Here is a 22482-nt window from a genome sequence, read left to right on the forward strand (position 1 = left end):
GCTAGGGTCCGGGGAGCGGTCACGGGGCGGCTAGGGTCGGAGGGCCGCCCACCCCGCGCGTCGCCGCACCGCGGGACCCGGCTGTCCCCGGTCGGCGGGCGCCGCCCGGTCCGTCGTCCGTCCACCGCCCGGAGGTACCGATGAAGCTCGCCGGTCTGCTGCCGGCCGTCCTCGGCGACGCCGCGCTGGCGCGCGCCCGCGACGTGGCCGCCGCGCGCCCCGAGGCCGTGGACCTGACCGGCCCGGCGGCGCTGCGGCCGTACCTCGTGGCGTTGCTGGCGGCGGCCGAGGGGGGCGCCGGCCGCCCGGTGCTCGCGGTCACCGCCACCTCCCGCGAGGCCGACGACCTGGCCGACGCCGCCGCCTGCCTGCTGCCGGCCGCGGGCGTGGCCGTGTACCCCGCGTGGGAGACCCTGCCGCACGAGCGGCTGTCGCCGCGCTCGGACACCGTCGGCCGCCGGCTGGAGGTGCTGCGCCGGCTGGCGCACCCCGCGGCGGCCGCGGCCGGGCCGGTGCGGGTCGTCGTCGCGCCCGTCCGCTCGCTGCTGCAACCCCAGCTCAAGGGCCTGGGCGACCTGGAGCCGGTGACGCTGACCAGCGGCGCGGAGGCCGACCTGGAGGCGGTGTCGCGCCGGCTGGGCGACCTGGCGTACGCCCGCGTCGACCTGGTCACCAAGCGCGGCGAGTTCGCGGTGCGCGGCGGGATCCTGGACGTCTTCCCGCCGACGGCCGAGCACCCGCTGCGGGTGGAGTTCTGGGGCGACGACGTCGAGGAGATCCGCACCTTCGCCGTCGCCGACCAGCGCACCATCGACACCGTCGACCGGCTCGACGCGCCGCCCTGCCGCGAGCTGCTGCTCACCCCGGACGTACGCGCGAAGGCCGCGGCCCTCGCCCACGAGCAGCCCCAGCTCGCCGAGCTGCTCGACAAGGTCGCCGAGGGCATCCCGGTCGAGGGCATGGAGTCGCTGGCTCCGGCGCTGCTCGGCGCCGACCAGCTCGAACTGCTCGTCGACTGCGTACCCCCCGACACCCACGTCCTGCTCTGCGACCCCGAGCGCATCCGCGCCCGCGCCCACGACCTCACCCGCACCTCGGACGAGTTCCTGGAGGCGAGCTGGGCCGCCGCGGCCGGCGCCGAGGGCCGGGCGCCCGTCGACCTGGGCGCGGCGGCGTTCCGCACGCTCGCCGAGGTCCGCGGGCACGCCGACAAGCTCGGCCTGGGCTGGTGGACGCTCGCGCCGTTCGGCCTGGCCGGCGCCGCCGCGGCGGCGCCGGCCGACGAGCCGTGGCGGGACCCGCTGCCCGAGGCCGGAGTGACGCCCGACGCGGCGGTCGGCCTGGCGCCCGCGGCCACGGCCACGCCGCGTTACCACGGGGAGACCGGGAAGCTCGTCGCCGACCTGACCCGGTGGACGGCCGCGCGCGCGGCGGTCGTGCTGGTGTTCACCGCGCACGGTCCCGCCCAGCGCGCCGTCGAGGTGCTGCGCGACGCCGGCCTCGGCGTCGCGCTCGTCGACGACCTGCGCGCGGCGCCGCCGCCGGGCGAGATCACCGTGACGTGCGGTGGGCTGCACGAGGGCCTGGAGCTGGGCGACCGGCTGGTCGTCGTCACGGGCGAGGACATCACCGGCGGCCGCGGCGCCACCACCCGCGACATGCGCCGGATGCCCAGCCGGCGGCGCAACACCATCGACCCGCTGGAGCTGCGCGCGGGCGACCACGTGGTGCACGAGCAGCACGGCATCGGCCGGTACGTCGAGCTGGTCCAGCGCAAGATCAACGGCGCCGACCGGGAGTACCTGGTCATCGAGTACGCGGCGGCGAAGAAGAACCAGCCCGGCGACCGGCTGTACGTGCCCACCGACCAGCTCGACCAGCTCTCCCGGTACGTCGGCGGCGAGCAGCCGACCCTGCACAAGATGGGCGGCGCCGACTGGCAGAAGGCCAAGGCCCGCGCCCGCAAGGCGGTCAAGGAGATCGCCGCCCAGCTCATCCAGCTCTACGCCGCCCGCCAGGCGTCCCAGGGGCACGCGTTCGGCGCGGACACGCCCTGGCAGCGCGAGCTGGAGGACGCCTTCCCGTACACCGAGACGCCCGACCAGCTCGCCGCGATCGACGAGGTCAAGGGCGACATGGAGAAGCAGACGCCGATGGACAGGCTGATCTGCGGCGACGTCGGGTACGGCAAGACCGAGATCGCGGTCCGGGCGGCGTTCAAGGCCGTGCAGGACGGCAAGCAGGTCGCGGTCCTCGTGCCGACCACGCTGCTGGCCCAGCAGCACTTCAACACGTTCACCGAGCGGATGGGCCAGTTCCCCGTCGCCATCCGCCAGCTCTCCCGGTTCCAGACGCCGAAGGAGGCCGAGCGGACCATGGAGATGGTCGGCGACGGCACCGCCGACATCGTCATCGGCACCCACCGGCTGCTGTCGAGGGCGACGCAGTTCAAGCAGCTCGGCATGGTGATCGTCGACGAGGAGCAGCGGTTCGGCGTCGAGCACAAGGAGCACCTCAAGACGCTGCGGGCGTCGGTGGACGTGCTGACCATGTCGGCCACCCCGATCCCGCGGACGCTGGAGATGGCCATCACCGGCATCCGGGAGATGTCCACGATCGCCACGCCGCCGGAGGAGCGGCACCCGGTCCTGACCTACGTGGGGGCGCACGACGACAAGCAGGTCGCCGCCGCCATCCACCGGGAGCTGCTGCGCGACGGCCAGGTCTTCTACCTGCACAACCGGGTCGAGTCGATCGACCGGGCGGCCCGCCGGATCCGGGAGATCGTCCCGGAGGCCCGGGTGGCGGTGGCGCACGGCCAGATGGGCGAGGACGCGCTGGAGCAGGTGATGGTCGGCTTCTGGGAGAAGGAGTTCGACGTGCTGGTCTGCACCACCATCGTCGAGTCCGGCATCGACATCGCCAACGCCAACACCCTGATCGTCGAGCGGGCCGACCTGCTGGGCCTGGCGCAGCTCCACCAGATCCGCGGGCGGGTCGGGCGCGGCCGGGAGCGGGCCTACGCCTACTTCCTGTACCCGCCGGGAAAGCCGCTGACCGAGCAGGCGCACGAGCGGCTGGCGACCATCGCCCAGCACACCGAGCTGGGCGCCGGCATGTACGTGGCCATGAAGGACCTGGAGATCCGCGGCGCGGGCAACCTGCTGGGCGGCGAGCAGTCCGGGCACGTCGAGGGCGTCGGGTTCGACCTGTACGTGCGGATGGTCGGCGAGGCGGTGTCGCAGTTCAAGGGGGAGCGGGCCGAGGAGGAGCCCGAGGTCAAGGTCGACCTCCCGGTGGACGCGCACCTGCCGCACGACTACATCGCGGTCGAGCGGCTGCGCCTGGAGATGTACCGCAAGCTGGCCAACGCCCGCGACGCCGCCACCCTCGACGAGATCGTGGCCGAGATGACCGACCGGTACGGCGAGCCGCCGGCCCAGGTGGCCAACCTGCTGGCGGTGGCCCGGTTCCGCCTGCGCGTCCGCTCCTACGGGCTGACCGACGTGTCGCTGCAGGGCCGGCACGTCCGGCTGTCGCCGCTGGAGCTGCCGGACTCCCGGCAGATGCGGCTCAAGCGGTACCACCCCGACTCGGTGTACAAGGCCGCCGCCGGGCAGGTCAGCGTCCCGCACCCGCAGACCCGGCGGGTCGGCGGCACGCCGCTGCGGGACCTGGCGCTGCTGGACTGGGTCGCCCAGTTGCTGCGCGACGTCCTCGGGGAGCCGCCGACGCCGTGATCGCGCCGTTCGGGTCGTTGCGGGGGGAGTGTCCCGGTAGCGGCGCCGGGCGGACCGGCCGCCCGGGCACCTGGTCCGGGGCGGGCCGGCCGGCGCGGGCGCGCCTGTGGGTAGGGTGGGGGACATGCAGCGTGCTCGGATGGTCGCAGTGTTCGCCGTGGTCGGTATCGGACTGACCGGGCTGGCCGGCTGCCGCGCGGACCCCGACGTCGCCGCGTACGTCGGCGGGCACCGGATCACCGGCGCCGAGGTGGCCCGCATCGCCGACGAGTACGTCAACAGCCTGCCGCCGCAGAACCGCGCCCAGATCAACCGCGGCGACCTGCGCGCCCAGGTGCTCCGCCTGATGATCGTCGGCGAGGCGGTCGACGCGTACGCGAAGAAGCGGCAGATCCCGGTGAAGGAGACGCCGCTGGCGGAGTTCGCCACCGCGCAGAACCTGCCGCCGCAGATCAGGCTCACGCCGCTGTTCGCCCGGTTCGTGGCCGGCCAGGACGCGCTGCGCCAGGCGGTCAAGCCGGTCGACCCGACCGAGGAGCAGCGCCGCGAGGCGTACCGGCACACGACCGTCCAGGGCCGCCCGGTCAGCGAGCCGTACGCGCGCCTGCGGGAGAGCTTCGACGCCAAGGGCATCGGCGAGCCGCTGGCGATCCGTGCCGCGGTCACGGAGGCCGTCGCCGAGGCCGACGTCACCGTCAACCCGCAGTACGGCAGCGAGTTCCGGCTGCCCTTCGACATCCAGAGTGCCCAGTCGTACTTCACGGTCCCGCTCGGCGCGGGCGTCGCCGTGGCCGACGCGCCGGCCGACCCGCCGGCCCGCGAGGAGCCGGCGGCGGGCGGCGGGCACGACCACTAGTGGCGCCGCGCGTCGTCCTGCTCGTCACGTCCCCCCGGCTGCCCGCCGGCCTGCTCAGCGCCCAGGCGTGGGACCTGCTGCGTGCGCACCCCGTCCTGGCCGGCGCCCCGTCGCCGCAGGTCGCCGCGGTACGCGCGCAGGGCGTGGCGGTCGGGTCACCCGAGGGCGAGCCCGTGGCCGCGCTGCTGGCGGCGGCCGACCGGGCCGGTACCGCCGTGTGGCTGGCCGCCCCCGACGGCGACGAGGCGGTGGCCCGCCGGCTCGGCCTGCTGCTCGCCCGCGAGCCCGGCCGGGCGACGCTGGAGGTGCTGCCGGGGTCGTGGGACCCGCCCGGCGCGCGGCTGCTCGACGTGGTCGCGGTCGTCGACCGGCTGCTGTCGCCCGGCGGCGACCCGTGGAAGCGCGGCCAGACCCACCGCAGCCTCGCGCCGTACCTGGTCGAGGAGTGCTACGAGACGTACGACGCGATCGAGGCCGACGACCTGCCGGCGCTGCGCGAGGAGCTGGGCGACCTGCTGCTCCAGGTGGTCCTGCACGCCCGGCTGGCGGAGGCCGCGGCGCAGCCGTGGACGGTGGACGACGTGGCCGGCGACCTGGCCGCCAAGCTGGTCCGGCGCAGTCCGCACGTCTTCGGCGACGCGCGGGTGAGCGACCCGGCCGAGATCACCGGTCAGTGGGAGCGGATCAAGCGCGCCGAGAAGGGGCGGACGTCGGCGTTCGACGGCGTGGCGGTCAGCCAGCCGGCCCTGGCGCTCGCCGCGCAGGTCCACGACCGGGCCGCCCGCGCGGGGCTGCCCGCCGGCCCCGCCGGCCCCATTCCGGCGCACCCCGACGAGGACGCGCTCGGCGCGGCCCTGCTGGCGCTGGTGGCCGCCGCCCGCGCGGCCGGCCAGGATCCCGAGGCGGCCCTGCGGCGCGCGGTGCTGGCCAGGCTGGCGACCCTGCGCGCCGCCGAGACCGCCGCGGCGGCCGGCCCGCGCTGACCGCCGTACCCCGTCAGCGGTGCCCGGCCCGGCCTTCGGCCGCGGCGAGCTGGCGGGCGCGCAACTGTGCCGCCAGGACGTACCGGCGGATCAGCGTGGCCTGCGTCTCCGAGGGCTCGAAGGTCACGACCACCTCCAGGCCGCGCAGCTCACGCAGCTCGATCACCCGCAGTACGGTGCCCAGGACGGTGACCGGCTCGCCGTCGAGCGTGACCGCGACCGTCACCCGGTCGCCGGCCTCCAGGTCCACGTGGGCGAACCGCCCGCGCAGGCCGCGCTCGGCGACGTCCACGACCTCGCCGTCGAGCGCCGGGCCGGCCGGGTCCAGCCGGCGCAGCCGCATCGGCTCGCCGCCGCCGCCGCGCACGTACAGCCGCTGCTGGTTGACCGCCACGTCGCCGACGACGTCCAGCTCCCAGGTCTGGGCGTCCCGGCCGGCCAGCCGCGCCCCGACGTGGTGGCGGCCGCGCCGGTCGGTCCACCGCAGGTGCACGGTGGCGCCGGGGGCCGGCAGCCGGGCCGCGGCCAGCCCGATCGGGGCGTTGACCGACAGCCGGGCACCGGCGGCGGCCTCCACGTGGCAGGGGTGGGCGTCCCCGTCGACGACGACCTGGACGCGGGCGCCCACGGCGGGCAGGTTCGCGCTCACGCGTACTCCTCCCGGTCGCCACGGACTGCTGCCGGTCCCATCGGACGGGCGCCGCGCCACCTGAGCGGCCGGTGAGCCGGCCCCCAGTCCGGCGGACCCGGCGTACCGCGGCCGGCCGCGCTCGCTACCCTCGCGGAGGGTGCTCCGACGCAGACCGGACACCCGCCCCAGAACCGTCGCGAGGAGGAGCAATGGCCACCATCGAGGCAATCGTGGCTCGGGAGATCCTGGACTCCCGAGGCAATCCGACGGTCGAGGTCGAGGTGGGCCTGGACGACGGCGCCACCGGCCGCGCCGCGGTCCCCTCCGGCGCCTCCACCGGCGCCTTCGAGGCGGTCGAGCTGCGCGACGGCGACACCGGCCGGTACCTGGGCCGGGGCGTGCGGGACGCCGTCGACCACATCGAGGACCGGATCGTCGACGAGCTGGTCGGGTACGAGGCCAGCGACCAGCGGGCGATCGACCAGGTGATGATCGACCTGGACGGTACGCCGAACAAGTCGGAGCTGGGCGCCAACGCCATTCTCGGCGTCTCCCTCGCCGTGGCCAAGGCCGCCGCCAGCTCGGCGGAGCTGAGCCTGTTCCGGTACCTCGGCGGGCCCAACGCCCACCTGCTGCCCGTGCCGATGATGAACATCCTCAACGGCGGCGCCCACGCCGACTCGAACGTCGACGTGCAGGAGTTCATGGTCGCCCCGATCGGCGCCCCGACGTTCGCCGAGGCGCTGCGCTGCGGCGCCGAGGTCTACCACGCGCTCAAGGCCGTCCTGCGCCGGCAGGGGCTGTCCACCGGCCTGGGCGACGAGGGCGGCTTCGCCCCCGACCTGCCCACCAACGCCGCCGCGCTGGACCTCATCGCCGAGGCGGTCGGCAACGCCGGCTACGCGCTGGGCACCGACGTGGCGCTAGCGCTGGACGTGGCCGCCACCGAGTTCCACCGCGACGGCGCGTACCAGTTCGAGGGCGCGGCCAAGAGCGCCGACGAGATGGCCGCCTACTACGCCAAGCTCGTGGAGAGCTACCCGATCATCTCCATCGAGGACCCGCTGGCCGAGGACGACTGGGCCGGCTGGGCCGCGATCACCGCCGCCCTCGGCGACCGGACCCAGCTCGTCGGCGACGACCTGTTCGTCACCAACCCCGAGCGGATCGCCCGCGGCATCGCCGAGCGCAGCGCCAACGCGGTCCTGGTGAAGGTCAACCAGATCGGCTCGCTGAGCGAGACCTTCGACGCCGTCGAGCTGGCCCAGCGCAGCGGCTTCCGGTGCATGATGAGCCACCGCTCGGGCGAGACCGAGGACACCACCATCGCCGACCTGGCCGTCGCCACCGGCTGCGGCCAGATCAAGACCGGCGCGCCGGCCCGCTCGGACCGCGTCGCCAAGTACAACCAGCTCCTGCGCATCGAGGAGGAGTTGGGCGACGCCGCCCGGTACGCCGGCACGGCCGCCTTCCCGCGCCACCAGCGCGGCTGACGCCCGCCGCGGCCGCCGGGGCGACCGCCGGCCGATCCGCCCGGCACCCGAACGCGTGACCCGCGAACGGGCGCCGGGCGGCGGCGCGCGCGGGGGTCCGGCGGTGGCGCGACGCCGGGCGGGGCGGGTCACCCGATCGGTGCGGCGGACCCACTACAGTCGGTGCCATGCAGCGTCGTCAGCCGTCCGGTCCGGCCGCGGCCCGCAGGTCGAGCCCGGGACGCGGCGGCGCGGCCCGGGCGGGGCGCCACGGCGCCCGCGGTGCCGCCCGCGAGCGGGACGCCCGCCCGGAGGCCCGGCGGGCCAGCACCGCCCGCCCGGCCGGTCCCCGCCGCGCGACAGCCGCCCGACCGGGCACCACCCGCACCACCGCCGGCCGCCCGCGGCGGCTCACCGGTCGGGCCGGGGTGCTGCTGGTGCTGCTGCTGGCGCTCGCGCTGGGGTACACCTATCCGGTCCGCCAGCTACTCAACCAGAAGGCCGAGATCGCGCGGCTGGAGGCGGCGAACGCCGCCAAGCGGGAGAACATCAGCGCACTGCGCGAGCGGGACCTGCTGTGGAGCGACGACGCGTACGTCGTCAACCAGGCCCGCCGCCGCTTCTACATGGTGCTGCCGGGGGAGAGGGCGTACGTCGTCTTCGACCGCGGCGAGGTGCCCACGCCCGGCCCGGGGCGCCGCCCGGCCCCCCCGAGCTGGTCGGACAAGCTGTGGTCGAGTGTGACCGCGGCCGACGCCGCCCCCCACCCCTGAGCACCGGAGTGTCGACACAGTGGAATCCGCACCCCCCGCGCTGCCGCACCGCGAGCCGGCCACCGAGGCCGACCTCGCGTCGGTGACGGCGCAGCTCGGCCGCACGCCCCGCGGCACCCGCGCCGTCGCGCACCGCTGCCCCTGCGGCCGGCCCGACGTCGTGGAGACCACGCCGCGGCTCGCCGACGGCACGCCGTTCCCGACCGTCTTCTACCTGACCTGCCCGCACGCGACCGCGGCGTGCAGCCGGCTGGAGTCCGCCGGGCTGATGAAGGAGATGGCCGCGCGGCTCGCCCAGGACCCGGAGCTGGCCGACCGGTACCGGGAGGCCCACGCCCACTACCTGGCGGTCCGCGGGGCCATCGGCGACGTGCCGGAGATCGCCGGCATCTCGGCGGGCGGGATGCCGGGCCGGGTCAAGTGCCTGCACGTACACCTGGGCCACGCGCTGGCCGCCGGCCCGGGGGTCAACCCGTTCGGCGACGAGGTGCGCGACCTGGTCGGCGACTACTGGTCCCGCCCCTGCCTCGCCGACGCCGGTCCGGCCGGGGCCGCCGACTAGGGTGGGCGGATGACTCGGGTGGCGGCGGTGGACTGTGGCACCAACTCGATCCGGCTCCTCGTCGCCGACCTGCACTCCGGCGGCGCCCGCCCGCTCGTCCGGGAGATGGAGATCGTCCGGCTGGGCCAGGGTGTCGACCGGACGGGGATGCTCGCCCCCGCGGCGCTGGAGCGCACCCGCGCCGCGCTGGCCCGGTACGCGGCGCTGATCCGTGAGTACGACTGCGCCCGGGTGCGGATGTGCGCGACCTCGGCCACCCGCGACGCCGGCAACGCCGCCGACTTCCGCGACATGGTGACGGCCACGCTCGGGGTACCGCCGGAGGTGATCTCCGGTACCGAGGAGGCCCGGCTGTCCTTCGCGGGCGCGGTCGCCGGCCTGGTCGCCCCCGGCCCGCACCTGGTCATCGACATCGGCGGCGGCTCCACCGAGTTCGTCCTCGGCGGACCCGACGGCGTCACGCACGCCCGGTCCGTCGACATCGGCTGCGTCCGGATGACCGAGCGGCACCTGCACGGCGACCCGCCGACGGCCGCGCAGGTCGCTGCCGCCGAGGCCGACATCGCCGCCGCCGTGGACGAGGCGCTGGCGGCGGTACCGGCGCGCACGGCGGCGACCTTCGTGGGCCTGGCCGGCAGCGTCACCACGGTCGCGGCGCTGGCGCTGGGGCTGCCGGCGTACGACCCGGACCGGATCCACCACGCGGTGCTGACGGCGGACGACGTGGCGCGGGTGACCGCGGACCTGCTCGGCAGTACCGTCGCCGCGCGCCGCGCGCGGCCGGTGATGCACCCCGGCCGCGCCGACGTCATCGCCGCCGGGGCGCTGGTCCTGCGCACGGTGCTGGAGCGCACCGGGCACCCGGCGGTGACGGTCAGCGAGCACGACATCCTCGACGGCATCGCCGCCAGCCTGCGCTGACCGACGTCGATCCACTCCCGCCGCCGCGGCGGCGGGAGTGGACTGTCGGGCTTCCGACAGTCCACTCGTCCCCGCCGGCCGGGCCGCACCGCTACACTGCCGCAGACCTCCCGGAAAGGAACCGGCCGTGACCACCCCTCATTCGCCGTCACCGGGTCCGTTCGACGCCGCGACCGACAGCGCCCCCATCCCGGCGCAGTGGCGCGGCACCCCGGCCCCGCCGCCCCCCGCGGCCAGCCCGGAGGCGCCGCACGTGCCCGCCCAGCGGGCGCCGGCCGCCGACCCACCGCAGGCCCCCGCACCGGTGCCGACCTACCCGCCGCCGGGCCTGCCGGCCGCGGACCCGGCGCCGGCCGCCAAGCCGCGAGGTCCGTTCTTCAAGATCATGCTGCTCATCGCCGTGGCCGCCGTGGCGCTGGCCGGGGCGGTCGGCTGGCAGGTGGCCCGCCACCTGACGTACGAGCCGTCGGCGCGGGCCGCGATCGGCGAGTGCCTCGACGGTGGCGAGCCCAAGCACATGCGCAAGGTGGGCTGCACCGAGCCGGGCGCCCGGTGGCGGGTGCTGGGCCGGATCGACCAGATCACCGAGCGGCAGTTCCAGGCCAGCAACGTCTGCGCCGCCTTCCCGACGGCCGAGTTCACGTTCTGGGAGGCCGCCGCCCGCAAGGACGCCAAGGGCTACGCTCTCTGCCTCGGGCCGGCCACGCCGTAGCCGCCGGCCCCGGCCGGTGGGAGGGCAGCGTGCGGCAGGAGGGCAGCGTGCGGCAGTCCCGGGCCGTGCCGTCCGGGCCCGCCGGCCCGCCGGCCGCGGCGCCGGCCGCCGCCGACCTCGCCGCGCTCGACGCGGCCGTCGTCGACTGCGCCGCCTGCCCGCGGCTTGTCGCCTGGCGGGCGCAGGTCGCCCGCGAGCGGCGGGCGGCCTTCCGCGACCAGGTGTACTGGGGCCGCCCCGTCCCCGGCTTCGGCGACCAGGCCGCGCCGCTGGTGATCCTCGGCCTCGCCCCGGCCGCGCACGGCGGCAACCGCACCGGCCGCATCTTCACCGGCGACCGCAGCGGGGACGTCCTGTTCGCCGCCCTGCACCGGGTCGGCCTGGCCAGCCAGCCGACCAGCGTCGGGCGCGCCGACGGCCTCGCGCTGACCGGCACCCGGATCGCCGCCGCCGTCCGGTGCGCGCCGCCGGACAACCGCCCCACGCCCGCCGAGCGCGACACCTGCGCCCCGTGGCTGCACCGCGAGCTGACCCTGCTGCGGCCGAGTGCCCGGGTGGTGGTGGCGCTGGGCGCGTTCGCCTGGGCGGCGTTCTGGCCGGCGCTGCGGGCGGTGTACGGCGTCCGGCCCCCGTCCCCGCGCCCGCCGTTCGGCCACGGCGCCCGCTGGCTGCCGGCCGACCCGGCGCTGCCGGCCCTGCTCGGCTGCTACCACGTCAGCCAGCAGAACACCTTCACCGGCCGGCTGACCCCGGCGATGCTGGACGCCGTCCTGGCGGAGGCCCGCGACCGGGCCGGTCTCGGCCCGCCCCCGCCGACCGGCCCGCCCGCGACCGTCTGACCCGCGACCGTCTGACCTCCGGCCATCTGATCCGCGGCCACTTGACCCGCGGCCACCTGACCCGGGCCGCCTGACTCGTACGTCACATGACTCGTGGGTCACATTCCGGGGCCGCCGCAGACCCAGCGGGGCACGATGACCCCATGACTGCCGAGCGGATCCTCGTCGTCGGAGCCGGCCACGTCGGGCTGTACGCGGCCCTGCGGCTGGCCAGGAGAGCGCGTCAGGCCGAGGTGATCGTCGTCGACCCCCAGCCGCACATGACGTACCAGCCGTTCCTGCCCGAGGCGGCGGCCGGCAACATCTCCCCGCGGCACAGCGTCGTGCCCCTGCGCCGCGAGCTGCGGCACTGCAAGGTGATCAACGGCCACGTCGCCCGGATCCGGCACGCCGCCCGGACCGCCACCGTCGAGCCGATCTCCGGCCCGGCCATGGAGATCGCCTACGACCACGTCGTCGTCGCCCCCGGCTCGGTCTCCCGCACCCTGCCCATCCCCGGACTGCGCGAGCACGGCATCGGCTTCAAGACCATCGGCGAGGCCATCTACCTGCGCAACCAGGTCCTCGAACGGCTCGACGTCGCCGCCGCCACCGCCGACCCCGGGGTCCGCGCCCGCGCGCTGACGTTCGTGTTCGTCGGCGGCGGGTACGCCGGCATCGAGGCGCTCGCGGAGATGGAGGACATGGCCCGCGACGCCCTGCGGTACTACCCGGAGCTGACCGCCGCGGACATGCGGTGGGTGCTGGTCGAGGCCACCCAGCGGGTGCTGCCCGAGGTCGACCGGGACATGGGCGCGTACACCGTCCGGCAGCTGCTCAAGCGGAACCTGGACATCCGGCTCGGCACCCGGCTGGAGTCCTGCGTCGACGGCGAGGTCGTGCTCAGCGACGGCGAGCGCTTCGCCGCCGACACGATCGTCTGGACCGCGGGCGTGCGCCCGTCGCCGATGCTGAACCAGACCGACCTGCCGCGCGACGACAAGGGCCGGGTCACCTGCGCCGCCACCCTCCAGGTCGTCGACGCCGACGGCCGGGTCGTGCCGGGCGCGTGGAGCGCCGGGGACTGCGCCGCCGTCCCCGACCTGACCGGCGCGCCGGGCACCCTCTGCTCGCCGAGCGCGCAGCACGCCGTGCGGCAGGCGCGGCAGCTCGCCGACAACATCGCCGCGGTCCTGCGCGGCCGGCCGCCGAAGGAGTACCGGCACCGGCACGTGGGCAGCGTGGCCAGCCTGGGCCTGCACAAGGGCGTCGCCCAGGTGTACGGCATCAAGCTCACCGGCCTGCCGGCGTGGTTCATGCACCGCACGTACCACATGAGCCGGATCCCGTCGCTGAACCGCAAGATCCGGGTCGTGGTCGACTGGACCCTGGCGCTGTTCACCCGGCGCGAGGTGGTGGCCCTGGGCCAGTTGGAGCACCCGCGCGACAGCTTCGCCGAGGTCACCCCGCCCGTGCCGGTGAAGGCCGACGCCCCGCGTACCGGCGCCTGACGCCCACGGCGGCGGCCCGGCCGCCGCCTGCCCGGCCGACCACGCGGACGCGCGGGCGGACGGCGCCCCGGCTAGGTCCGGGTGACCGGCCACGCCAGCGCGTCGGCGATCCGCACCCCCGGGCGGCCGAACAGGTCGGTCAGCGCCTGCGCGAGCGGCGCGGCGTTGGTCTCGATGTCGGCGACGGCGACGCAGTCCGCGCGCCAGAACTCCAGCGCCACCCGCCACGCCTCCTGGTCGCCCGGCGCCACGGGCGCCAGCTCCCCGGTGCGGCCGACGCGGTCCAGCCACTGGGAGATGGGGAACCGCGAGGTGCCCATCGCCCCGCTGCCGTCCTTGCCGTAGGGCCCGATGAAGAAGCCCTCGGGGATCGCGAAGTCGATGTTGGTCGCGGTCGGGTACCGCATCGGCCCCGGCCGCGGCGGCGTGGCCAGGGGCAGCGTGACCAGCACCCCGCCCCGCGGCGCGCACTGCCGCCACGCCCCCGAGGCGATGAACGTCGGCAGCGGCGGCCGCTCCTTCACCGGCAGCGGCAGCGGCGCCACCGGCACCAGGGCGGCGACGACGAGGGGGACGACCGTCCAGCGCAGTACCCGCAGGTCGTGCCGCAGCGCCCGGTCCATCGCCAGCGCCAGGATGACCGCCAGCAGCGGGATCGCCGCGAGCGCGAACCGCATCGGCAGCGCGCCGTCCACGACCGGCACGTTCTTCAGCGCCATGTACGGGCCGTAGAACCCGGTCCGCTCGCCGCCGACGACGACGCGCGGCCCCATCGACAGCGCCGCCATCGTGACCGTCCCCACCGCGCACGCGACGACGGCGGGCCGGCGGATCAGCCACAGCGTGCAGCCGAGCGCCACCAGCAGCAGCGGCAGGCCGAGGAAGGTGTTGTACTCCGAGGGCCCGGAGGTCAGCTCCGCCGCGGCCGGTCCGCCGGCCAGCGACAGCGGCGAGAAGGCGACCCAGCTCGCCAGGTCGGCGGAGAAGTCGTCGGGCCGGAAGATGCCGTCGCGGACCCCCTGCGGGCCGAAGAACTGGAACCACAGCGGGTACGCCAGCGCGGCCCCGGCCGCCACGCCGGTGACGGCCATCGCGGCCAGGAACCGGGGCGCCACCCGCCGGGCGAACCCGCGCCGCGCCAGCACGTACCCGAGGGCCACGAACAGCAGCGTGAACGTGGTGAGGAACAGCACTTCCTCGCCGATGAACACCTGGACGAACACGAGCGCGGCCAGGCCGAGCGAGGCCAGCCAGAAGGTCCGCTCCCGGCGCGGCTCGGCCGGGTCGCCGCCGCGGGCCAGCAGGATCACGCACCAGGCCATCGCGGGGACGAGCCACTGGGCGCTCATGTGCAGGTGGGAGATGTTCTGCGAGACCATCCCCGGCGCGAAGCCGCAGAAGGCCCCGGCGACCGCCGCGGCGAGTCGGTGCAGCCGCAGTCCCCGGGCGAGCAGGAAGTACCAGGCGGCCGCCGTGCCCGCGAGGTTGAGGGTGGCGAACAGCACGAACGTCGTGGCCGCCCCGAAGGCCAGCGTGACCGGGGTACCGATCAGCCCCAGCGCGATGACCGTGGTGTTGGCCATCAGGTTGAAGCCCTCGGGGGCGTTCAGGCGGTCGCTGAGCAGGCCCACCTCGCCGGTCCACAGCAGGGTGTCGTTGGCCAGGAACCACTCGTACAGCGTCTGGTCCTCGGCGTTGAGGGCCAGGATCCGGCCGGCCGGGTCGACCCACAGCCGGCTGAGCACGGCCGCGGCGGCCAGCAGGTAGCCGACGCAGACCCCCAGGTCGACCAGCACCGACCGGCGCCGCGGCCGCCGGTCGGGCGGGTCCGCGGCCGGCGGGTCCGCGGGCGGCCCGGCCGGACCGGTGGCCGGCTCGGCCGCAGTGGTGGCCGGCTCGACCGGGGCGGTGGCCGGCTCGGCGGTGGCCGGCTCGGCGGTGCGCGTCGCGCCGTCGTCGCCGGGCGGATTTCCGTCGCTGTCGAGGGGGGTGCGCTGCATCACGCCACAGACCCTAACGGTGCGGGGTCCGGTGTCCAGCGGGGCGGATCGGCGGCCGGGGCGCCGGGGCGCCCGCGGCGGGTGTGCGCGGGGTGCCGGCGCCCGATACGGTGAGTGCCGGCTACCGCCGGCCCGGGTGGTGGAATGGCAGACACGGCCGCCTTAAAAGCGGCTGCCGAGAGGCGTGCGGGTTCGATCCCCGCTCCGGGCACTGCGCGCGGCGGGGGAACGGGCGATTCCCGGCGTGCTGTCGGATTTATGCCGCTGGCAGGGTGTCGACCAGGCATTACGCTTGTCCTTGAGGTCACGGCCGGGCGGCCGTGACCCACGTCACCGGCGTCGCAGCGCCCGGGGGCCGCCAGGGCCGGGCAGCCGGCCCGCTGTCGAGGAGGATGCACGTGGAGAGTCGTAACCCGGTGCTCAGCCGGCTGGGGGAGGCCGCGCAGCGTGAGCTGGCCGGGACCGCCCCGCAGGCCGGTCAGGCGTACCCGACCGGCGCGGGCTTCGGCGCCGCGCCGCCGCAGGTCGCGCCGATGTCGATCGACGACGTGGTGGTCCGCACCGTCGGCCTGCTCGCGCTCGTCGCCGTGGCCGGCGGCGTGGCCTGGCAGACGGTGCCCGTCGGAGCCGGTGCCCTGCCGTGGCTGATCGGCGCCGCCGTGGCCGGGCTGGTACTCGGCCTGGTCATCTCCTTCGCACGGATCACCAATCCGCTGGTGATCGGCCTGTACGCGCTCTGTGAGGGCGTCTTCCTCGGCGTCGTCAGCCGCCTCTTCGAGGCCAGCTACCCCGGCATCGTGGTCCAGGCCGCGATCGGCACCTTCGGCACGTTCTTCCTCATGGCCGCGCTGTACCGCGCGCGGTTCCTGCGGGCGACGCCGCGCTTCACCAAGATCGTGATTGGCGCTGTCATCGGCGTCTGCGGGCTCATGCTGGCCAACCTGCTGCTCGGCTTCGCGGGGGTCAACCTCGGCCTGCGCGACGGCGGCCCGCTCGCCATCGGGTTCAGCGTCGTGTGCATCGCGGTCGCCGCGCTGACCTTCGTCCTGGACTTCCACCAGGTGGAGGAGGCGGTCCGGTACGGGCTGCCGCGCAAGTTCGCCTGGAGCTGCGCCTTCGGCATCGTCGTCGGCCTGGTCTGGCTGTACCTGGAGTTCCTCCGCCTGATCAGCTACTTCAGGGACTGACCCGCCGTTCGTTCGACAGGGGCGCCGCGCACCGCGGGCGCCCCTGTCGCCGTCGGCGGGCCGGGTCGCCCCGGCGCCGGCCGCGCCGGAGTACGCTGCCGCCATGAGTGGGGCGGAGCTGGCGCGGGTCGTCGATCTGTTGGTCAACCAGGTGGCACAGTGGACGCCCGCCCGCTGGGCGGCCGCGAGCGCCCCGGGCGGGCCGTCCCGGGCCGAGGTGGTGCACGCGCTGGCGCAGCGGCTCGCGGACCTCGCGGCGGAGACCGAGGGCGTACCGCGGCGGGACCTGCCCCGGCTGGCCAACGACCTCGCCCTGCCCGACCAGCTCCGCGTGGTCGCCAGCGACCTGCTCACCGCGGGCGCCCCGGACGGGCTCACCCACGCCGCGGCGGCCGACGTCGCCCAGGTCCGCGCGACCCTCTGACCGGCGCCGCCCGCGACCGGGCCGGCGCCGGACCGGTCAGAGCCGTTCGAAGATCATCGCCATGCCCTGGCCGCCGCCGACGCACATCGTCTCCAGGCCGACGCTGCGGTCGTGCCAGTCCAGCGCGTTGAGCAGGGTGCCCGTGATCCGGGCGCCCGTCATGCCGAACGGGTGCCCGACCGCGATCGCGCCGCCCATGACGTTGAGCTTGTCCAGCGGGATCCCCAGGTCGCGGTACGAGGGGATGACCTGCGCGGCGAACGCCTCGTTGATCTCCACCAGGTCGATGTCGTCGATGGTCATCCCGGCCCGCGCCAGCGCCTGCCGCGACGCCTCGACCGGCCCCAGACCCATGATCTCGGGGGACAGGGCGGTCACCCCGGAGCTGACGATCCGGGCCAGCGGCGCGATGCCCAGCTCCCGCGCGCGCACGTCGCTCATGACCACGACCGCGGCCGCGCCGTCGTTGAGCGGGCAGCAGTTGCCGGCGGTGATCCGCCCGTCGGGCCGGAACACCGGCTTGAGCGCGGCCGTACCCTCCAGCGTCACGCCCGCCCGCGGACCGTCGTCGGTGCGCACGACCGTGCCGTCGGGCAGGGTCACCGGGGTGATCTCGCGCGCCCAGAAGCCGTCGGCGATGGCCTTCTCGGCGAGGTTCTGGCTGCGGACCCCGAACACGTCCATGTCCTCGCGGGTCACGCCCTTGACCTGGGCCAGGTTCTCCGCCGTCTGGCCCATGGCCAGGTAGATGTCGGGCAGGGCGCCGTCCTCGCGGGGGTCCCGCCAGGTCGGCGCCGCGCCGGCCGCCCGGGTGGCCGAGCGCGCGCGGGCCTCGCCGAAGGCTGGGTTCTGCCAGCCGCCGCCGACCAGCGCCGCCGCCTCCGGGGGCAGGGCGTCGGAGTTGCCGCGGGCGTACCGCGACACGCACTCCACCCCCGCCGAGACGAACACGTCGCCCTCGCCGGCCCGGATCGCGTGGAACGCCATCCGGGTCGTCTGCAGCGACGAGGCGCAGTACCGGGTCACCGTGGCCGCCGGCAGCCGGTCGTAGCCCAGCAGCGTGGCGACGACGCGGGCCATGTTGAAGCCCTGCTCCCCGCCGGGCAGCCCACAGCCCAGGTACAGGTCGTCGATGGCGGCCGGGTCCAGCTCCGGGACCTTCGCCAGGGCCGCCTCGACGGCGGCGACGGCCAGGTCGTCCGGTCTCAGCGCGCGCAGGGACCCCTTCCCTGCCCGGCCGATCGGCGTACGTGCGGTCGCGACGACAACAGCCTCTGCCATGCCGTCAACAGTAGGACGGAAACGCCGTCAGTGCCGAGGGGTCGTGGGGTGTGCCACCGCGGAGAACAGCGCCGGCACCATCGCGTGGGCCCACACCCGGTACCCGTCGGCGGAGGGGTGGTAGCCGTCGCGGCACAGCGTCCCGGCGTCGGCGCGGAACACCGGCCCGGTCAGCGCGGCCAGGTCGACGGGCGTACCCCCGGCCTTGCGGACCGCGCCGGCCTGCGCGCGGGCCAGCCGCCGGCCCTGCCAGCCGATGACCTGACGCAGCGGCGGCGCCACCGCGCGGGCCGCCCCGAGGTCCGGGCAGGTCCCCACCACGACGCGCACACCGGCGTCGGTCAGCCGCCGTACCGCCGCCCCGAGGTACGTCGCGGACTCGCCGCGGCGGCGCAGGCCGGTCACGTCGTTGGCGCCGACGAGGATCACCGCCACGTCGGGGCGCTCGCCCAGCAGGGCGCGGGCCACCTGGGTGGCCAGGTCCGTGGACCGCGAGCCGGAGACCCCCACGCTGGACAGCAGCACCCGCCGCGGCGGCAGCGTCGGCACGCCGGGCGCGGCGCAGGCGCCGCCGGCGGTCGGGTCGCCGGCCGCCAGGAGCTGGGCGAGCTGGCCCCCGATGGTGTCGGCGACCCGGTCGACGCCGACGCCGAGCGCGGTGGAGTCGCCGAGCAGCACCAGGCGCAGCGGCGGCGCGGCCGGCCCGCCGAGCTGCGCGCGCAGCGTCAGGCCCAGCTCCGGCTGGGCGTACCGGCGGGTGCGGGCCAGGACGGCCTCCGCGCCCAGCAGGGCGGCCCCGCCGACGGTACCGGCGATCATGGTGACGGCCACGGTCCGTCCGAGCCGCTTCATGGCAACTGCCGCTTCATAGGTCTGCCGTTCCTAGAACTCCACTGGGGATCTCCATTGACGAAGGTCCAGCCTACGGGCCGTACAGCCGGTGGGGAATCGGTCGTGAGCAGGGAAATCCGCTGGCTGGGTGGCCCGCCCGGAGTCGCCCCGGACGCGTCGTCCCGGCCCGGGTGCCCGGTTCCCCGCCCGCCGGGCGCCACGCCGGAATCGCCCGGACGGGGGACCGGCCCTGCCGGACCCCGTTCGGCCCGTCTCGGCACCCCGCCCTGCCGGACCCCCGCCCGGGCGTCCCGCGCCGTTTCTGCCGGACCCGTCCGGGCGTCCCGGTGCCGGGCGGGCGACGCCCGAGCGGCGGTACGGGCGCGCGTGCGGCACCATGGAGGCGGAGGTGCGCGATGGCAGCGGGTACGACAGGTCGGGCTCTGCGGCGGACGGCCGCCTTCCGGGCGCTGTGGAGGGCGCTGACCGCCGGATCCCGCGGCGGCCCCTCGATCGGGGCGCGGCTGGCGGCGCTGCCCCGGATGGTGCGGGCCTCGATGCGCGGGGAGTACGACGGCGGCGGCCGGACCCTGCTGATGGCCGCCGCGGCGGCGTACGTGGTGTCGCCCATCGACGCGGTCCCCGAGGCACTGCTGATGGTCGTCGGTCTGGTCGACGACGCGTTCGTCGTCACCTGGCTGGCCGGGGCGGTCCTGGCCGAGACGGAGCGGTTCCTGGAGTGGGAGCGGCGACGCGCGGCGACCATCGACGGGGACCTGCTCGGGTGATCGCCGTACGATGACGCTCGGTAGTCGTGGGTGCCCGTCCTGGGCCGGAACGGAGCTGAGTCGTGCGTTACTTCGAGAACATCGTCGACGCGATCGGTAACACGCCGCTGGTGCGGCTGCGCCATGTCATCGGGGAGGCGGCGCCGACCGTCCTGGCGAAGGTGGAGTACGTCAACCCCGGCGGGTCGGTCAAGGACCGGATCGCCGTCCGCATGGTGGACGCCGCCGAGAAGTCCGGCGAGCTGCGCCCGGGCGGGACCATCGTGGAGCCGACCAGCGGCAACACCGGCGTCGGGCTGGCGCTGGTGGCGCAGCAGCGCGGGTACCGGTGCGTCTTCGTCTGCCCCGACAAGGTCAGCGAGGACAAGCGCAACGTGCTGCGCGCGTACGGCGCCGAGGTCGTGGTGTGCCCGACGGCGGTCGCGCCGGAGGACCCCCGGTCCTACTACCAGGTCTCCGACCGGCTGGCGCGGGAGATCCCGGACGCCTGGAAGCCGAACCAGTACGCGAACCCGGCCAACCCGCAGTCGCACTACGAGACGACCGGCCCGGAGATCTGGGCCCAGACCGAGGGCCGGATCACCCACTTCGTGGCGGGCGTGGGCACCGGCGGGACGATCTCCGGCGTCGGCCGGTACCTCAAGGAGGTCTCCGAGGGTCGCGTACAGATCATCGGCGCCGACCCCGAGGGCTCGGTGTACTCCGGCGGCACGGGCCGGCCGTACCTGGTCGAGGGCGTCGGCGAGGACTTCTGGCCCCAGACGTACGACCGGACGGTCTGCGACCGGATCGTCGAGGTCTCCGACACCGAGTCCTTCGACGTCACCCGGCGGCTCGCCCGCGAGGAGGGCCTGCTCGTCGGCGGCTCGTGCGGCATGGCCGCCGCCGCGGCCGTCGCGGTGGCGCGGGAGTGCGGGCCGGAGGCCGTCGTCGTGGTCCTGCTGCCCGACGGCGGGCGCGGCTACCTGTCGAAGATCTTCAACGACGACTGGATGGCCCGGTACGGCTTCCTCGCCACCGGCGGCAGCGGCGCCACGGTCGCCGACGTCCTCGCCGGCAAGGACGGCGGGCTGCCCCGGCTCGTCCACGTGCACCCGACCGAGACGGTCCGGGACGCGATCGACTACATGCGCGAGTACGGCGTCTCCCAGCTCCCCGTCCTCAAGGCCGAGCCGCCGGTGGTGACCGGCGAGGTCGCGGGCGCGCTGTCGGAGAAGGCGCTGCTCGACGCGCTGTTCACCGGACAGGCGCAGCTCCACGACATGGTGGAGCGGCACATGGCCGAGGCGCTGCCGATGATCGGCGGCGGCCAGCCGGTGGCCGAGGCGGTGGCCCTGCTGGAAAAGTCTGACGCCGCGATGGTGCTGGTCGAGGGCAAGCCGGCGGGCGTCCTGACCCGGCAGGACCTGCTCGCCCACCTGGGCCATCCGACCCCCGCCACCTGATCAGGTGACGAACGGGAGGTGATGTCGCACCTGGTGTCCGTTTTCGGGCCGTCACTCGCGCGTTAGTCCGGGTGGCGCCACGGTACGGACACGACAACTCCAGACATCTCCTCCCGCGGGATCCCGGCGCCCCGCCAGCGCCGGCATCCCGTACACCCGCCCAGGATCAGGTGATCGGCAAGCCTCCGCCGATCCAACGCCTCCGGCCAGGCGTTTCTCCCCGGTTCACGGGCGGGAGCGGCGGGCGGGAGTGCGCGCAGCGGTTCCCCCGCAAACTCCGCAGCGTGCGCTCCCGCCCGGCCAGAACCCCACCCCGGCGCCCTACCCCGCGGCGCCCGCGAAGCTCACGCCGCGGTACGCCGCCAGCCGCTCGCCCTCGGCCGCCAGCAGGGTGCGCAGCGTCGGCGTGGCCGGCCGCCACCAGTCGACCGCCAGCGCCAGCCGCCGCCCGGTGGTCCGCGGCCGCCACGTGCCGGCCACCTCGCCGTCGAGCAGGATCCCGCCCGGCCGGCCGATCACCGCCCACAGCGTCCGGTGCCGGCTGCCGTCGGGGACGAGCAGGTCGCGGTCCCGGCCCTGGAGGAACGCGTCGTACGGTCCGGCCAGGCGCAGCTCGCCGCGGGTCGGCGCCGCCGCCAGCAGGTCGGGCAGATCGCCGGCCAGGGCGTACAGCGCCGCGCGGGGATCGTCGCGCACGCGGACCGCCACGGCGTCGGCCGGCCAGCAGCGCTGCACCTCCCGGACGGGGGAGTCGGTGAAGGCGGCCGCCTCCCTGGCCGTCGCCGGCCCGTAGAAGCGCAGGTAGTTGCGGATGACGTCGACCCGCGGCGCCGCCTGGTCGCCCAGGGTGGCCAGCAGCCGGGCGCGCAGCTTCGGGATCCGCCGCAGGACCGGCGGCGAGGTGTCGGCCGTCAACTCCAGCGCGGCCGGCAGCATGGCCAGTCGGAACAGCATCTCGTCCGGGTGCACGGCCTGGCAGGGCCGGCAGTCGCGCAGGTACGGCTCGGGCAGCCGGTCGGTCAGCGTCGCCGACAGCCGGCCCTTCGGCGTACCGGCCGTGACGACCGCCCGCGCCGCCTCGGCGACCCGGGCCAGGGCCTCCAGCGCGGGGATGCCCGCCGCTTTGAGCGCCCTGTTCGCGTCGAAGATGCGCTTGCCGGCGTCCAGCTCCGACAGCGGCGCGGTGGCGGTGGTGACGGCGGCGGCGTCCGCGCGGCGGTACAGGTGCGGGGCGCCGCGCAGCGTCCAGGCCAGGAAGTGCGCGGCGGCGTCGGGCGCCGTCCCGCCGCGCAGGTGGACGGCCCAGCCGGCGCCGTCGGGCCCGGTGTCCTGGATCCCGAAGTCGAGCAGGTCCGGGTCGGCGGCGGCGGTGTCGGCGGCGAGCTGCTGGCGCCGCCAGCGGTACGCCAGCACCTGCGCCCGGGTGACCGTCGGCGTCGCGCCACCGCCGGCCCGGCCGGCGGCCGGCCGGCGCGTGGTCGGCTGGGGGGCAGGTCGGCGGGTGGTCTTGTCCGGGTCGCGGCCCGGCGTGGAGGCGCCCATGGCCG

At 76.0% G+C, this 22482-nt stretch carries 19 protein-coding genes and 1 tRNA gene; 15 read left to right on the forward strand and 5 right to left on the reverse strand.

Features of this window, described 5'->3' with window-relative positions; all coding sequences use genetic code 11:
• Positions 1–140: 140 nt before the first annotated feature.
• The 3 genes from mfd to IEY75_RS01965 all read left to right on the forward strand — a co-directional run bounded on the left by mfd (position 141) and on the right by IEY75_RS01965 (position 5579).
• Positions 141–3740: a transcription-repair coupling factor gene (mfd, locus tag IEY75_RS01955; protein WP_189112389.1), complete on the forward strand. Its 3600-nt coding sequence runs from the start codon at positions 141–143 to the stop codon at positions 3738–3740.
• A gap of 139 nt (positions 3741–3879) precedes the next feature.
• Positions 3880–4596 (forward strand): SurA N-terminal domain-containing protein, encoded by a 717-nt coding sequence (locus IEY75_RS01960; RefSeq protein WP_189112390.1) that lies wholly within the window; start codon positions 3880–3882, stop codon positions 4594–4596.
• Positions 4596–5579, forward strand: coding sequence for a nucleoside triphosphate pyrophosphohydrolase (locus IEY75_RS01965; protein WP_189112391.1), 984 nt, complete (start codon positions 4596–4598; stop codon positions 5577–5579). Before IEY75_RS01960 ends, IEY75_RS01965 begins: the two co-directional genes overlap by 1 nt.
• A 13-nt stretch (positions 5580–5592) precedes the next feature.
• Here IEY75_RS01965 and IEY75_RS01970 read toward each other — a convergent pair whose 3' ends face one another.
• Positions 5593–6228, reverse strand: coding sequence for a PilZ domain-containing protein (locus IEY75_RS01970; RefSeq protein WP_189112392.1), 636 nt, complete (start codon positions 6226–6228; stop codon positions 5593–5595).
• A gap of 191 nt (positions 6229–6419) precedes the next feature.
• On the opposite strand from IEY75_RS01970, the gene eno reads away from it, so the two are divergent.
• The 7 genes from eno to IEY75_RS02005 all read left to right on the forward strand — a co-directional run bounded on the left by eno (position 6420) and on the right by IEY75_RS02005 (position 12979).
• A complete protein-coding gene (gene eno / locus IEY75_RS01975; protein ID WP_189112393.1) occupies positions 6420–7703 on the forward strand; it encodes a phosphopyruvate hydratase in 1284 nt (427 codons plus the stop codon).
• A 167-nt stretch (positions 7704–7870) separates the two neighbouring features.
• Positions 7871–8455 carry a septum formation initiator family protein gene (locus tag IEY75_RS01980; protein WP_189112394.1) on the forward strand — a complete coding sequence of 195 codons (585 nt, stop codon included), beginning with the start codon at positions 7871–7873 and terminating at the stop codon, positions 8453–8455.
• A gap of 19 nt (positions 8456–8474) precedes the next feature.
• Complete coding sequence (locus IEY75_RS01985; RefSeq protein ID WP_189112395.1) at positions 8475–9017, forward strand: DUF501 domain-containing protein; 543 nt, start codon at positions 8475–8477, stop codon at positions 9015–9017.
• Between the two features lie 9 nt (positions 9018–9026).
• The gene (locus IEY75_RS01990; protein WP_189112396.1) at positions 9027–9938 is read left to right on the forward strand and encodes a Ppx/GppA phosphatase family protein; all 912 of its coding nucleotides are present in this window, start codon (positions 9027–9029) and stop codon (positions 9936–9938) included.
• Between the two features lie 127 nt (positions 9939–10065).
• A complete protein-coding gene (locus tag IEY75_RS01995; protein ID WP_189112397.1) occupies positions 10066–10650 on the forward strand; it encodes an LppU/SCO3897 family protein in 585 nt (194 codons plus the stop codon).
• 65 nt (positions 10651–10715) lie between these two features.
• Complete coding sequence (locus tag IEY75_RS02000) at positions 10716–11489, forward strand: uracil-DNA glycosylase (protein WP_189112604.1); 774 nt, start codon at positions 10716–10718, stop codon at positions 11487–11489.
• 143 nt (positions 11490–11632) lie between these two features.
• Positions 11633–12979, forward strand: coding sequence for an NAD(P)/FAD-dependent oxidoreductase (locus IEY75_RS02005; protein WP_189112398.1), 1347 nt, complete (start codon positions 11633–11635; stop codon positions 12977–12979).
• Positions 12980–13050: 71 nt separating this feature from the next.
• Here IEY75_RS02005 and IEY75_RS02010 read toward each other — a convergent pair whose 3' ends face one another.
• On the reverse strand, positions 13051–14979 hold the full coding sequence (locus IEY75_RS02010; protein WP_189112399.1) for a hypothetical protein: 1929 nt from the start codon (positions 14977–14979) through the stop codon (positions 13051–13053).
• 130 nt (positions 14980–15109) lie between these two features.
• Here IEY75_RS02010 and IEY75_RS02015 point away from each other — a divergent pair.
• From IEY75_RS02015 to IEY75_RS02025, 3 genes are all read left to right on the forward strand, one after another.
• Positions 15110–15190 (forward strand) — tRNA-Leu (locus IEY75_RS02015).
• Positions 15191–15377: 187 nt separating this feature from the next.
• Complete coding sequence (locus tag IEY75_RS02020) at positions 15378–16166, forward strand: Bax inhibitor-1/YccA family protein (RefSeq protein WP_189112400.1); 789 nt, start codon at positions 15378–15380, stop codon at positions 16164–16166.
• Between the two features lie 103 nt (positions 16167–16269).
• Positions 16270–16590, forward strand: a complete 321-nt coding sequence (locus IEY75_RS02025) for a hypothetical protein (RefSeq protein WP_189112401.1) — start codon at positions 16270–16272, stop codon at positions 16588–16590.
• A 36-nt stretch (positions 16591–16626) separates the two neighbouring features.
• Here the strand turns inward: IEY75_RS02025 and IEY75_RS02030 are convergent, their stop codons facing one another.
• Both IEY75_RS02030 and IEY75_RS02035 read right to left on the reverse strand, forming a co-directional pair.
• A complete protein-coding gene (locus tag IEY75_RS02030; RefSeq protein ID WP_189112402.1) occupies positions 16627–17871 on the reverse strand; it encodes an acetyl-CoA C-acetyltransferase in 1245 nt (414 codons plus the stop codon).
• Between the two features lie 27 nt (positions 17872–17898).
• The gene (locus IEY75_RS02035; protein ID WP_189112403.1) at positions 17899–18723 is read right to left on the reverse strand and encodes an SGNH/GDSL hydrolase family protein; all 825 of its coding nucleotides are present in this window, start codon (positions 18721–18723) and stop codon (positions 17899–17901) included.
• 395 nt (positions 18724–19118) lie between these two features.
• On the opposite strand from IEY75_RS02035, the gene IEY75_RS02040 reads away from it, so the two are divergent.
• Positions 19119–19490 carry a YkvA family protein gene (locus tag IEY75_RS02040; RefSeq protein WP_189112404.1) on the forward strand — a complete coding sequence of 124 codons (372 nt, stop codon included), beginning with the start codon at positions 19119–19121 and terminating at the stop codon, positions 19488–19490.
• A 62-nt stretch (positions 19491–19552) separates the two neighbouring features.
• Positions 19553–20935, forward strand: coding sequence for a cystathionine beta-synthase (locus tag IEY75_RS02045; protein WP_189112405.1), 1383 nt, complete (start codon positions 19553–19555; stop codon positions 20933–20935).
• Between the two features lie 321 nt (positions 20936–21256).
• Here the strand turns inward: IEY75_RS02045 and IEY75_RS02050 are convergent, their stop codons facing one another.
• The gene (locus tag IEY75_RS02050; RefSeq protein WP_189112406.1) at positions 21257–22477 is read right to left on the reverse strand and encodes a DNA glycosylase AlkZ-like family protein; all 1221 of its coding nucleotides are present in this window, start codon (positions 22475–22477) and stop codon (positions 21257–21259) included.
• Positions 22478–22482 lie beyond the last annotated feature (5 nt).

This window comes from Pilimelia terevasa (genome assembly GCF_014647915.1).
Taxonomy (GTDB): Bacteria; Actinomycetota; Actinomycetes; order Mycobacteriales; family Micromonosporaceae; genus Pilimelia; species Pilimelia terevasa.

Excerpts from the sequence above, each read along its gene's own strand:
- eno (WP_189112393.1), top strand. The coding sequence starts at position 6,420 with ATGGCCACCATCGAGGCAATCGTGGCTCGGGAGATCCTGGACTCCCGA.
- IEY75_RS02035 (WP_189112403.1), bottom strand. The coding sequence starts at position 18,723 with ATGAAGCGGCTCGGACGGACCGTGGCCGTCACCATGATCGCCGGTACC.
- IEY75_RS01990 (WP_189112396.1), top strand. The coding sequence starts at position 9,027 with ATGACTCGGGTGGCGGCGGTGGACTGTGGCACCAACTCGATCCGGCTC.
- mfd (WP_189112389.1), top strand. The coding sequence starts at position 141 with ATGAAGCTCGCCGGTCTGCTGCCGGCCGTCCTCGGCGACGCCGCGCTG.
- IEY75_RS01960 (WP_189112390.1), top strand. The coding sequence starts at position 3,880 with ATGGTCGCAGTGTTCGCCGTGGTCGGTATCGGACTGACCGGGCTGGCC.
- IEY75_RS02010 (WP_189112399.1), bottom strand. The coding sequence starts at position 14,979 with ATGCAGCGCACCCCCCTCGACAGCGACGGAAATCCGCCCGGCGACGAC.
- IEY75_RS02005 (WP_189112398.1), top strand. The coding sequence starts at position 11,633 with ATGACTGCCGAGCGGATCCTCGTCGTCGGAGCCGGCCACGTCGGGCTG.
- IEY75_RS02025 (WP_189112401.1), top strand. The coding sequence starts at position 16,270 with ATGAGTGGGGCGGAGCTGGCGCGGGTCGTCGATCTGTTGGTCAACCAG.
- IEY75_RS02030 (WP_189112402.1), bottom strand. The coding sequence starts at position 17,871 with ATGGCAGAGGCTGTTGTCGTCGCGACCGCACGTACGCCGATCGGCCGG.
- IEY75_RS02050 (WP_189112406.1), bottom strand. The coding sequence starts at position 22,477 with ATGGGCGCCTCCACGCCGGGCCGCGACCCGGACAAGACCACCCGCCGA.
- IEY75_RS02040 (WP_189112404.1), top strand. The coding sequence starts at position 19,119 with ATGGCAGCGGGTACGACAGGTCGGGCTCTGCGGCGGACGGCCGCCTTC.
- IEY75_RS01980 (WP_189112394.1), top strand. The coding sequence starts at position 7,871 with ATGCAGCGTCGTCAGCCGTCCGGTCCGGCCGCGGCCCGCAGGTCGAGC.